This is a genomic window from Microvirga sp. P5_D2 (genome assembly GCF_054049475.1).
On sequence record NZ_JBFUMH010000170.1, the window covers coordinates 1 to 10,978 of the forward strand.

The window sequence follows — 10,978 nt, forward strand, 5'->3', positions numbered from 1 at the left end:
GAACGATAAGAGGGCCGAGTAAACGAGTCCTTAAAGCCCGAACTGTCACCGGACCACCAATCACGCGCCGATCGGGCAATAGGCTCTCCCATACAGGGCGGAAACAACAGCAGTCAGCGGCTAAGCAAGCTGCGAATAGCCCGCTGGGTTGCCCACAAGTGACCCTGAACAGGGGCAGGACATAGGGGTATTCACCGGCATATTCGTACTGTCACCGAGAGTGTCTCAATGCGGGTTCTACTCCGACCCGATATCCTAACAGTCACTTTTTCTACTCCAACTGGCCCCACGTTGGACCAGTCGCTGGAGTCCAACGGCGTTCAGCAGCTTGGGGAGGGCTAACGGCTGGCCTATGGACCGGTTGAGACTGCCCTCTCGGCTCGGCTGGCAGAAATTGTGGAGCGGCTCGCACGACGGGAGCAGACTGAAAATTGGGCTGCGGCTGATCCATACGTCGGGTTTGGCCCCCAATGGCACTTGTTGCCCATTCCCTTGAACCTCTCAGCGGCCACCAGAGTAGATCGCCAGTCGAAGGCTGGTATTGTTAAGCTTAGCCAGCAGACCATCAGTCTCGGCTACTACTAAGACTATTGACTGATGATTTTTGTCGGGGTCCAGACAGACAGAATTCCTTCTACCTGTTAACTTTTCTTAATAGGAAGAGCCAACAGGGGGCATGGATGACTGCGCAGACGCTCACGCTTGCTGACGATACCACTTCTCACACCGAATATACGTCAAGCAGTTTCACACCCGCTATCCCAGTGGCTCTGATCTGTGACAGCTTCCTTCTCCGCTCAGGACTTCAGCAGATCCTGCGGAACACACAATTTGCGATTGCCGAGGCTGCTTCTACCACAGGTCGGAAGCGGCTCCAGTATTGTGCCCTAAATACGGCCTTGATCATCGTCGAAGCCACTCACAACACCAGTCGTGTGCTTGAGGTGATCAGGCAGGTGAGAGAGCGCTCGCTTGAGACTCGGGTCGTTGCTCTGGCGGATCAATTCGATCTCGATTTCGTGCTGTCGGGACACGAAGCCGGCGTGAAGGGCTTCTGCTTGACCAATAGTAGTCCTGCGGTTCTGATCAAGTCGCTGGAACTGGTCATGCTCGGTGAGAGTGTTCTGCACTCTAAAGCGCTGCGCTCGATCATGGATGCGGTTCCTCAGAGGCGAGAGCAGCCACTTCAAGACAACACGGCGGAGCCCAAGCGGCCCGATTTGAAAGGTTGCAAGCTTTCGGCGCGAGAAGCGGAAGTCCTGAGCTATCTGAGACAGGGAGCACCCAATAAGCTCATCGCCCGACATTTCAATGTCGCTGAGGCAACCGTCAAGGTGCATGTCAAAGCCATTCTGCGGAAGGTCGGGGCCGCCAATCGCACTCAAGCGGCTATGTGGGCTTCGCAACACCTGCCGCACCGAGGCGGGGCGTCTGCAAATGAATAACGCGGTTACGACCGAACTGGGGGTTGGGATAAGGTTCGCGTCCACTTTCATCCACCCGGTCCGATGAACAGATTTTGTGAGGGCTTGGTCACACGGGTGGATCTGGCAGCCCCCGAGGGCCGCTTCTTTGTCGTTGAGGTCATGAACGAGGTCATTCTCGACCGCGAGCACCGCATTAGGCCCAGCTTCGAGGAGATACGTTCGCTACGTGTGCCGGAACGATTTTCCAGGTCGGATTGAAATTCACTCACCCGCAGAACCGAGTGAGATGGAGGACCACGAACCAAAACCAGCCATAGGGCTGCGACTGGTTGAAGCCCCAGATGATCTTGCCCAAAAGTCAGCAGCGAAGCACGGACAGTTTCTGGCCCAACTTGAACGTCAGGAAGACTGTCGCAAGAGCTTTATTGTGGCTCTATTTAGGCGACAGAGATAAGCAATTTCTGTCCTGAAAGGTTCGCCGGACTGTGTCCCCGGTGGGCGGCTTCCAGACAGACTCATGAGTGCTGTGATTTACAAGTGGCGGTGCATCAGCGGGCAGGGATCACCGCCGTAAGCAGTAAGTCTACTTGCACATCGCCTGTAGCTCTGGCTAGAACAGGCCACCTAAGAAAAAAGGCCGCTGTTGCCAGCGGCCCGAAGTTTAGGGAGGAMACGCCCAAGAAGGGCAGCAACACCGCGACGCCAATCGCCGTGTTGCGCTGCAATAAATAGTTCATGCCTGAACAACAGGCAAGCTCAAACGGGCAGCATTGCTGCCCTTTTTTGTAGCTGCTGGCATGCAGCACGAGCATGCCAGCATTATCCTGCTCAAAGGTGACTGAAGCTCGTCCGCTGGATGCACGCATGACCGGTGTGGCTGGTCTTTTTCACAGCGGAACTGCTACTTGTGTTAGCCGTTTCCAACCGACATCAATAGCGTAGCGTTTTTATTCAGCAAGTCCTCCCAGGGACACCATGACCATCACCGGAGGTCAGGATTCCCGTCTCGTTGTTCTCGCGTTCCTGATCGCGACCGCCGCCTCTTATACAGCCCTYGACTTGGCAGGCCGCATCCGCACGGCAAAGGGCGAGGCCTCCCAGATATGGCTTGCAGCGGCAGCCTTCGCCATGAGCGGCGGCATCGGGTTGATGAACTTCGTTGCCATGCTGGCCTTCACCATGCCCGGCATGACAACAAGCTACGATCTCGGCCTGACTGCAGTATTCTTTACTCTGCCGATCCCCTGGTCACCGGCATCGGCTTCCAGGTTGTCAATCGTAGGCACACTGGCTTCGCAATCCTCGTGCTCAGCGGCCTTGTCATGGGCTTTGGCATTGCTGGTATGCACTACACTGGCATGGCTGCCATGCGCATGCCTGCCGATCTCAGCTATGACAATCTGTGGCTGGCCATCTTCATCGATAGCAGTCAGAGCCTCGACAGGCGCCCAGTGGCTGGCCTTCCGTAAAACTGGTCTCCGGCAGAGGTTGATTGCCGCTGTCGCCATGGGTCTGGCCGTCTCGGCGATGCACTATGCCGCAATGCAGGCGGCTGCCTTCACGGCGCATGCAGGGGTGGACCATGCCCATAGGCAGGCCAGCCTTGAGCACAGGCCGGCCTTGGCCCTGCCGATTGCCGCCACCACCTTCCTGATCCTGTTTCTGGCGCTGATCGCGGCCATGTTCAACCGTCGCTTCGCCCTGGCGCCGGAACGAGAGGCCGCTGCCCTGCGGGTCAGCGAAGAACAGTACCGCAACCTCTCCAAGAAGACCCCGCTGCCCCTGCACTCGTTGAACGAGGCCGGGATCATTGAGCATGTGAGTGACGCATGGCTCGACATGCCGGGCTATCATCGTGAGGAGGTTGTAGGGTGTTCAATCACCGACTTCATGACCGACGACTCGATCGAGCGCCGGTCCCAGACCGTCTGGCCAACGCTTCTGCGCGATGGAGCCGTCAAGGATGCCGAGTATCGCCTCGTAACCAAGGATGGGGCGATTCTGGACGTGCTTATGTCAAGCCGGGTCGAGCGTGATCCGGATGGCAGCTTCCGCCATATTCTGGGTGGGGTGATGGATGTCACGGCCCGCAACAAGGCCGAGGAGGCGCTGTGGCAGGCGCAGAAGATTGAGTCAGTTGGCCAGCTAACCGGTGGAGTGGCGCACGACTTTAACAATCTGCTGGCGGTGGTGATCGGCAATCTCGACCTTCTGCGCAAGCGACTGCCGGATAATCCGAAGATTATCCGTTTGCTGGACGGCACCCTTCAGGGGGCACAACGGGGAGCCGCCCTAACCCAGCGCATGCTGGCGTTTGCCGCCGCCAGGACCTCATGTCCGAACCGGTTGATCTTCCCGACCTCGTGAAGGGTATGACTAATCTGCTGCAAGGGTCGATTGGCCCGATGGTGCGGATCGAGACCCGCTTTCCGCTTGGCCTGCCCCTTGCACGGGTGGATGCCGTTCAACTTGAATTGGCATTGCTAAACCTTGTGGTGAATGCACAGGTTGCCATGCCGGACGGCGGCACGGTCACGATTGCTGGGCGAGAGCAGGGCGCTGGTCTGGGGCAAACCAGCGGTCTTTCGCTGGGGCAATCTGTCTGCCTGTCGGTGACCGACAGCGGCCAAGGCATGGATGCGGCGACGCTGACGCGAGCCACGGAGCCATTCTTCACCACGAAGGGGGGCAAGGGCACGGGCCTGGGACTCTCAACGGTGCATGGACTGGCTGCGCAGTCAGGTGGACGGTTGGTTCTGAAAAGTCGCGAAGGCGAGAGCACGACCGCCGAGATTTGGCTGCCTGCCGTCCACGCCCAGGAGGCAACACCAGCCGTCTCAACACGAAACGAAGGGGCAATCGGCCTTGGGTCGGGCATCAGGCCGCTCACAATCCTTGTGATCGATGATGATACCCTGGTGCTCCAAAATACGGCGGCGATGCTGGAAGACCTTGGGCACCGAGTGCTGGGGGCAAGTTCTGGCCGCGAGGCCCTGAACTACCTCGGTCGAGCCCAGTCGGTGGATTTGGTGATCACGGACCAAGCTATGCTTGTCATGACGGGAGCGCAGCTTGTCAGGGCTGTCAGGCAGCAATGGCCGGAGACGCCGGTGATTCTGGCATCCGGGTATGCCGAGCTGCCATCCGACCTGAGCCCCGATGTCGTCAGGCTCAACAAGCCTTTCCGACAGGATGACCTCGCGCAAGCTATCACTGAGAGCATGAGGGACACGGCAGAAAGGAAGGTGGTCCCATTCCGCTCCAAGCAAGCTGAAGACCATCCGAAGTAAGACCTTGAGCAAGTGCGGATGGCCACACGAGAGCGACCAGGCTTCTCTCGGATTACTGTCAGTTTCGGCACCATTGGCGGGCGATCCGGAGTATGGCTGGTGTGCCGCTACTATGTGTGTCTGGGGATCTCAATGAAAGAACCTGGCGTGATTGATCTGCCGAACGGACGTCGCGGTTCGGCCGTCTACGCCTCCTCGGACGCTGGAATGATTATCTCTGAGGTCGGTCCGGAGTCTATCGACTACATCATCGTTGAAAACGGTTTGAGGTGATCTCGCGCATGACCATCGGGCCAGAAGATCGCGCGAACCGTTTGATCGAGGGCATGAAGTGGGCAGGGGATGAGGACGTTCAGGGATGAGTATAGCTCTGGATCAGCGCTTCGGCTTCCACCTCGCACCTGTCATAGCTTTCTCGGACGACCGAGTTTTGTTGGCCGGTCGGAATGTTGGCCGTGTCATCTCGTTCAGCATGGCTTTCTGCTGATATTAAGGGTGGGCTGCACTTAGCCTCAGATGCCCCAGTAGTAGGGCGTTCTCCAATAGTCATGCAGTTCACGCTCCCGCTCCCGATCCGACCACTCGTAGTCATCACGGTCTCGGTAGAAGGTCGGAGCGCCACGTAGCTGCTCTTCGGTAATATCGGTGCGATAACCGCCTAGGCCTGTGTCGTAGGTCAGTTTGCTCCACGGGATGGTGTGCTCTTCCTCGCCCATGCCAAGGAAGCCGCCAAACGCCATCACCGCATACGCCACCTTGCCACTGAGCTTCTCGATCATCATCCGCTTGATCGAACCTAGATGATTGCCGTTCGGATCATAAACGGCGGTCCCCTCGACCCGATCACTTTCGATCAGGGGTTTGCCCGTCATCGTGCCAGAAGCTTCCGTGTCGGTAGTCGTGTTGGTCTGAGCCATTTCTAAGCTCCTCCGAAATTTCCTTTAGCAAGTTTCATCCAATTCGCCTGCACTGGAGCGCCGATCATTTTTCATCGCTGCGATATCCAGCATAGTCGGATCTGGTTCGGGCATGGTCCGGCACACGCCTGTCACGAGCACGGTGCTCACTGTKAATCATCCAAGCCAATAGATAGCCAACCGCCCCTGCCGCCAATAGCGAAAGCCATGGGTTTTCCATGATCCCTCGATGGACCGCCTGACGACCTTCCCGGTAGTACTGTTCAGCCTCAGGGTAGCGTTCACGCGCTTGCCGGATGTACCGCTGGCTCTCGGTATAAGCCTCACGGACTGTTCCCGAAGTCGTTCGCCTCACGTCTTGCAGCGACTCCCGAACCACATCCAGCAGCGTCTCAGTGGTCTCCTGCTCAGCTTGATCCTGAGCTTCATGGCCATGGCTGTCAGGAGTGGTAGACGCCGCCTCACGTGTGACCTCACCGACAGGCTGCTTAGTGACGGTTACGGAGATTGGATCGCTGGTCGGAAAGGTCTCCTCAATGGCATGGTCGAGCCGTGCATCAAGGTTTTCAGGTGAGTTCTCGGGCAGGTCACAATCGGGAACGCAAGGCTCAGACTGAGTTTTCTGTTCCTCAGGGATAGGCTTGTTCTGAGCTGTGGGGGCATTGGCCATGGCAGTACTCCATCACGAGACCAGACTCAGGATGCTATCCGGCTCCGCTTTGCCAGACCAACGCTGGTCTATCAGCCCCGTTCCGGAAAAATAACATAGGTGTCGAGCATAGCTGCAACTTCGGCGAGCGTGATCGCCAACACCCTATGTCTTGCGTCATCGCTTGTTGGGTTTCAGTGAGTCCCGCGCACTAATAGCCGCAACTGTGCTGATGGTCTGGTGCAGGACACCCCTGTACGGGCTCGGTGTACCCAAAGCGCTGCCACAGTGGCTGTCGGGATCGAACAGCGCAGCTTCTCGCAGGCGTCGGCCGCGTTGGAGATCAGCTCGCGCAGGAAGACGTCCTTGTCGGAATAGACCGAGTGCACCATCAGGTGCAGCAGCCTGGCGACATCAGCCTCGAAGGTGTGGCTCTCAGGGGCGGTGGTATCTGCAGTCGTCACGGCGTGAGAGGAACCATGTTGCTCCAGCCGGCGATGAGGTGGTGGTGAACGGTCAAGATTTCAAGGTCCGGGTTCACTCTCGGATGAGGTCCGCACCCCTGAGAGGGCTGCTGTCGGCTATCGAGTTGACCGGAACCGCTGAAAGGCGGTGATCCTCTGGCTGAAGGGCTCAGCCTCGCGCCGGTACACCTCGCGCCGGAGAAAGGTGAGTTCGGCCTCGCCGGCCTCCTCGTCAACCTCCACCCACCACGCTTTCGGCCGGCCATCGGTGCCGTCGTTCCAGCGATACCCTCGCGCCTTCAACACATCCTTCATGTCGAATGGGCTGCCCTCAGCCCAGATGCGCACGAGCGCCTTTCGCGCCGAGGTCAGCAGATGTCCGAAGGGGAACCCGGCCTCGGAGCGGAGGGGGGAGGCCAGCACCTCGAGCAGGGCATGGCAGTCCTCGACAGCCCGGTGGCCCTGGTGGAACCAGCCACACTGGGTCAAGAGGTACCCGAGCTTCGATCCCGCAAAGCCGAGTTCGCTCCAGGGGACCTCGGAATGAGAGCACGCCCAAGCCTTAACTTGAAAACTCTTGGACAGACGCTCACAGAAGGGCCGATCGAAGCGGGCATTGTGCGCAATGATCAGGTCTGCCGCCTCAATGAACCGCTCGACCGCCGCAAGATCGAGCATCTGGCCGGCAACCATGTCAGGCGTGATCCCGGTCAGGCGAGTGATCTCAGGACTGATAGGTACGCTCGGCTCACACAGGGCATTGAACGTTCCGATCACATCACCGATCCGGCCTTCCTCATCATAGGTGACGGCGATCATGCCGAGTTCGATCACCTCGTCCCGCCTGTGATCGAGGCCCGTGGTTTCGGTGTCGAGGATGACGGCGATCTTCTCGCCCTGGGGAGCGATGCGGGACACGACGATAGGGCGGGGCTGCAGGCGGCGGAGAACGCGATAGTCGCCTGTGGCCTCCAGCATCCGGGCGGCGGTCTCAAAGTCGGGAGCCTTGAAGGACTCGCTGCGTTGCCTGGCCTTGATGACAATCTCGTCGGCGGGTCTGGTCTCGATGGGACCCGGCGGCGCATCGTAGTCCAAGAAAAGGTCAGCCTGGCCTCGCATTCCCACACCTTCTGCCCGCCAACAGGACAGGCCCACGCGTGGGGCCCGACGGGGCAGACTAGAGGGTACAGGTCGCCAGATCGTTAATGCACAAGGTATGCGGGAGGGAGTACAAACTGTGGAGTGGGTGGTATGTCCAGATCGTGGGGTAGATCTGTTATACAAGATTGCAATGGGAGTACCTTGAACACAGTCCGGATTTACAACCTGACTCTTGTTTTCTGAGACACCTGATACGATTTCACGTGGTCCTAATGGTGAGCCCGGACCATGACAGGTCATTTTCCCTTCGACAATACCTACGCGCGCCTGCCTGATCGGTTCTATGCACGCATAGAACCCGAAGCCGTCAAGGCTCCGAGGCTCGTCCGACTGAACCGGGATCTCGCGTTACACCTCGGCCTCGACCCGGATCACCTCTCCAGTCCTGACGGAGTTGAGCTTCTGTCCGGCAACCGCGTTCCGGATGCGGCCGAGCCCATCGCCATGGCTTATGCCGGGCACCAGTTTGGGCAGTTCGTTCCGCAGCTCGGCGATGGCCGTGCTATCCTCCTCGGCGAAGTGGTCGACCAACATGGAATTCGCCGGGACATTCAGCTCAAAGGCTCAGGTCCGACACCCTTCTCGCGCCGCGGCGATGGGCGGGCGGCCTTGGGACCTGTCCTGCGTGAGTATCTCCTCAGCGAGGCAATGGCCGCGCTTGGGCTGCCGACAACGCGTGCGCTTGCAGCAGTGGTGACCGGAGAGACGGTTTTCCGCGAGACGCCGCTTCCCGGGGCAGTTCTCACCCGTGTTGCCGCGAGTCATGTCCGGATCGGCACGTTTCAGTTCTTTGCAGCCCGGCAGGATGGAGAGGGGCTACGCCTCCTCGCGGACTACGTCATCGGCCGGCACTACCCACTGGCCGCCGAGAGTGACCGCCCCTACCGTGCGTTCCTCGACCAAGTGATCGCCGCCCAGGCAGTCCTCATTGCTCGTTGGCTGCACATCGGCTTCATCCACGGGGTGATGAACACAGACAACATGTCCATCGCCGGCGAGACGATTGACTACGGTCCGTGCGCCTTCATGGATGCCTACGATCCGGCGACGGTCTTCAGCTCCATCGACCGGCAGGGCCGCTATGCCTATGGCAACCAGCCCCGCATCGGTCTCTGGAATTTGACGCGGCTGGCAGAGACGCTTCTGCCCCTCCTGTCGGAGGACGAGGAAAAGGCTGTGGCGGAAGCGACCGAGGCGCTCGAAGCGTTCTCGAGTAAGTTCGAGGCGGCCTATCACGCGGGGCTCAGGCGCAAGCTCGGGCTGCTGACCGAGCGAGAGGAAGACCTGACACTCACCGGGGATCTCCTGAAGGCGATGGCGGAGAACCAGGCTGACTTCACCCTGACATTCCGGAGGTTGAGCGATGCTGCCGCTGGACCCGAGGGGGATGAGGCTGTCCGAAACCTCTTCATCAATCCGCTTGCTTATGATGCTTGGGCCGCCCGCTGGCGGGAGCAGTTGAGCCTTGAACCGCAAGATGGTGTCAGGCGCCAAGCTGCCATGCGAGCGGTCAATCCAGCTTTTATCCCGCGCAATCATCGCGTGGAGACGGTGATCCAAGCTGCGGTGGAGCAGGGCGACTTTGCTCCGTTCGAGGAGCTTCTGATGGTCCTATCGAATCCGTATGAGGATCAGCCATCGTTTACTCACTACTCCGAACCACCGGAACCGCACCAGCGCGTCTATCGGACATTCTGCGGGACATAAGGCGGGAAGGCTGCCTCCGCAGTTTCGCACCTAGGTCGTTCGCCTCATCTGGTGCCGCACTTCCAGTGACCGACGGGGAACTCCCCAGGACATCGAAATCTCTCCGCGGCTTTTACTCCCGCCTAGTGGCCATTCTGCATGCTGGACGGAGGAACGGCGGGATGCGTGAGAATTCAGCTGGCTGGGGCAGCTAAATGCCGGAACATATGCTGGCATGCTTCGTCGTCCATCTCAGCTTTGAAGCTGTGCCGCTCCTTCAGCACGGCAGTGGCATGAGCGGCCGGACGAGCGCTGATCTCGTCAAAGAGACGCTTGAGGTTCGGGAATTCCCCCCAGGCGTTTTCGCCCAAGATGAACGGCACCATGCGCGCCCATCCCCACAGAGCCATATCCACAATGGTGTAAGTCTCTCCCACCATGTAGCGCTGCCCGGATAGATGCGCATCAATAATGCCATAATGCCGCTTCGCTTCGTACAGATAGCGATTGACGGCATAGTCCTTAGGCTCAGGCGCAAAGTGCTTGAAATGCACGGCTTGGCCTGAGAACGGGCCGACGCCCGTTGCAATGAACATCAGCCAAGAGAGAAGCTCACCACGTGCAACCGGTGTGCTGTCAGGCAGGAACTGTCCGGTCCTCTCCGCAAGATAGAGCAGGATCGCATTCGAGTCGAAGACCTTTGCGCCGGTATCCTGGTCGATGATCACAGGCACCTTGCCATTCGGGTTGATGGCCAGAAAGTCCGGCTGGTGCTGCTCGCCTTTACGCGTATCCACGGGCTTGAGCTCATACGGAAGGCTCATCTCCTCTAGGCACAGAGCAACCTTCATCGGGTTGGGGGCAAGGTTGTAGTAGAAGGTAATCAAAGGAGAGCTCCAGCAGCAGGGGGCAACGTCGAGTAGGCCGTGACGAGAGCCACTGCGGGATGCAGTGCAGTCGCAGTGCGACGCGTTAGAGGCCGTCAGGCAGGATTTTCAAAGAGGTGAGAGGACGTGGATCAAGCGGTCCTCAATCATGTCAGCTGTTCTTTCGGCATAGGCCAGCATGTGCGGGGCGGCTGCGTGCGCTTTGAGCGCTTCAGGGCTCGCCCATTTCTCGACCACAACAAAGGTGTTTGGCCCAAGCTCGGTTTGGGAAGGTCCGAATGCCGGAAGATCAACAACCGGAACGTACTCGATGCAACCCTCTTCGGCATGCACGGCTGGCATGTTCGCCCGGAACTCCCGGAGCACGGTTTCGCGCATACCGGGCTTTGCAGTAATATAGGCCAGAACGTGCAGCATGAATGATCTCCTGATAGCCGATTGTTAGACACAGCTCTGCGGCCCTGCAAGCTCTTTACCCCGTGTGCAGGACCTGTGAC

13 protein-coding genes are annotated in these 10,978 nt (G+C 59.0%); 6 read left to right on the forward strand and 7 right to left on the reverse strand.

Going from position 1 to position 10,978, the window contains the following annotated elements; genetic code table 11:
• Positions 1 to 680: 680 nt before the first annotated feature.
• Positions 681 to 1,445: a LuxR C-terminal-related transcriptional regulator gene (locus ACXJKO_RS26195; protein WP_457093987.1), complete on the forward strand. Its 765-nt coding sequence runs from the start codon at positions 681 to 683 to the stop codon at positions 1,443 to 1,445.
• Positions 1,446 to 1,975: 530 nt separating this feature from the next.
• Here ACXJKO_RS26195 and ACXJKO_RS26200 read toward each other — a convergent pair.
• Positions 1,976 to 2,239 carry a hypothetical protein gene (locus tag ACXJKO_RS26200; protein WP_457093988.1) on the reverse strand — a complete coding sequence of 88 codons (264 nt, stop codon included), beginning with the start codon at positions 2,237 to 2,239 and terminating at the stop codon, positions 1,976 to 1,978.
• A 231-nt stretch (positions 2,240 to 2,470) separates the two neighbouring features.
• Positions 2,471 to 2,593 (reverse strand): hypothetical protein, encoded by a 123-nt coding sequence (locus ACXJKO_RS26205; protein WP_457093989.1) that lies wholly within the window; start codon positions 2,591 to 2,593, stop codon positions 2,471 to 2,473.
• A gap of 192 nt (positions 2,594 to 2,785) precedes the next feature.
• Between ACXJKO_RS26205 and ACXJKO_RS26210 the strand changes: the two genes are divergently transcribed.
• From ACXJKO_RS26210 to ACXJKO_RS26225, 4 genes are all read left to right on the forward strand, one after another.
• On the forward strand, positions 2,786 to 2,896 hold the full coding sequence (locus tag ACXJKO_RS26210; RefSeq protein WP_457093998.1) for a hypothetical protein: 111 nt from the start codon (positions 2,786 to 2,788) through the stop codon (positions 2,894 to 2,896).
• A gap of 211 nt (positions 2,897 to 3,107) precedes the next feature.
• The gene (locus tag ACXJKO_RS26215; protein ID WP_457093999.1) at positions 3,108 to 3,794 is read left to right on the forward strand and encodes a PAS domain S-box protein; all 687 of its coding nucleotides are present in this window, start codon (positions 3,108 to 3,110) and stop codon (positions 3,792 to 3,794) included.
• Entirely contained in the window at positions 3,761 to 4,717 is a 957-nt protein-coding gene (locus tag ACXJKO_RS26220; protein ID WP_457093990.1) for an ATP-binding protein, read from the forward strand. The genes ACXJKO_RS26215 and ACXJKO_RS26220 overlap by 34 nt, the downstream gene beginning before the upstream one ends.
• Before the next feature lie 132 nt (positions 4,718 to 4,849).
• Complete coding sequence (locus tag ACXJKO_RS26225; protein ID WP_457093991.1) at positions 4,850 to 4,990, forward strand: hypothetical protein; 141 nt, start codon at positions 4,850 to 4,852, stop codon at positions 4,988 to 4,990.
• A gap of 239 nt (positions 4,991 to 5,229) precedes the next feature.
• Here ACXJKO_RS26225 and ACXJKO_RS26230 read toward each other — a convergent pair whose 3' ends face one another.
• From ACXJKO_RS26230 to ACXJKO_RS26240, 3 genes are all read right to left on the reverse strand, one after another.
• Positions 5,230 to 5,634, reverse strand: a complete 405-nt coding sequence (locus ACXJKO_RS26230) for a PRC-barrel domain-containing protein (protein ID WP_457093992.1) — start codon at positions 5,632 to 5,634, stop codon at positions 5,230 to 5,232.
• Positions 5,635 to 5,698: 64 nt separating this feature from the next.
• Positions 5,699 to 6,304, reverse strand: coding sequence for a hypothetical protein (locus ACXJKO_RS26235; protein WP_457093993.1), 606 nt, complete (start codon positions 6,302 to 6,304; stop codon positions 5,699 to 5,701).
• Positions 6,305 to 6,864: 560 nt separating this feature from the next.
• The gene (locus ACXJKO_RS26240) at positions 6,865 to 7,866 is read right to left on the reverse strand and encodes a 3'-5' exonuclease (RefSeq protein ID WP_457093994.1); all 1,002 of its coding nucleotides are present in this window, start codon (positions 7,864 to 7,866) and stop codon (positions 6,865 to 6,867) included.
• A gap of 270 nt (positions 7,867 to 8,136) precedes the next feature.
• Between ACXJKO_RS26240 and ACXJKO_RS26245 the strand changes: the two genes are divergently transcribed.
• Positions 8,137 to 9,615, forward strand: a complete 1,479-nt coding sequence (locus ACXJKO_RS26245) for a protein adenylyltransferase SelO (protein WP_457093995.1) — start codon at positions 8,137 to 8,139, stop codon at positions 9,613 to 9,615.
• A gap of 173 nt (positions 9,616 to 9,788) precedes the next feature.
• Here ACXJKO_RS26245 and ACXJKO_RS26250 read toward each other — a convergent pair whose 3' ends face one another.
• Positions 9,789 to 10,481: a glutathione S-transferase family protein gene (locus tag ACXJKO_RS26250; protein ID WP_457093996.1), complete on the reverse strand. Its 693-nt coding sequence runs from the start codon at positions 10,479 to 10,481 to the stop codon at positions 9,789 to 9,791.
• Positions 10,482 to 10,589: 108 nt separating this feature from the next.
• Positions 10,590 to 10,898 carry a putative quinol monooxygenase gene (locus tag ACXJKO_RS26255; RefSeq protein ID WP_457093997.1) on the reverse strand — a complete coding sequence of 103 codons (309 nt, stop codon included), beginning with the start codon at positions 10,896 to 10,898 and terminating at the stop codon, positions 10,590 to 10,592.
• Positions 10,899 to 10,978: the final 80 nt, after the last annotated feature.

Bases quoted from the DNA above. Each gene is read 5' to 3' on its own strand.
- ACXJKO_RS26240 (WP_457093994.1), bottom strand. From the start codon at position 7,866: ATGCGAGGCCAGGCTGACCTTTTCTTGGACTACGATGCGCCGCCGGGT.
- ACXJKO_RS26220 (WP_457093990.1), top strand. From the start codon at position 3,761: ATGTCCGAACCGGTTGATCTTCCCGACCTCGTGAAGGGTATGACTAAT.
- ACXJKO_RS26210 (WP_457093998.1), top strand. From the start codon at position 2,786: ATGGCTGCCATGCGCATGCCTGCCGATCTCAGCTATGACAATCTGTGG.
- ACXJKO_RS26230 (WP_457093992.1), bottom strand. From the start codon at position 5,634: ATGGCTCAGACCAACACGACTACCGACACGGAAGCTTCTGGCACGATG.
- ACXJKO_RS26225 (WP_457093991.1), top strand. From the start codon at position 4,850: ATGAAAGAACCTGGCGTGATTGATCTGCCGAACGGACGTCGCGGTTCG.
- ACXJKO_RS26245 (WP_457093995.1), top strand. From the start codon at position 8,137: ATGACAGGTCATTTTCCCTTCGACAATACCTACGCGCGCCTGCCTGAT.
- ACXJKO_RS26255 (WP_457093997.1), bottom strand. From the start codon at position 10,898: ATGCTGCACGTTCTGGCCTATATTACTGCAAAGCCCGGTATGCGCGAA.
- ACXJKO_RS26215 (WP_457093999.1), top strand. From the start codon at position 3,108: ATGTTCAACCGTCGCTTCGCCCTGGCGCCGGAACGAGAGGCCGCTGCC.
- ACXJKO_RS26195 (WP_457093987.1), top strand. From the start codon at position 681: ATGACTGCGCAGACGCTCACGCTTGCTGACGATACCACTTCTCACACC.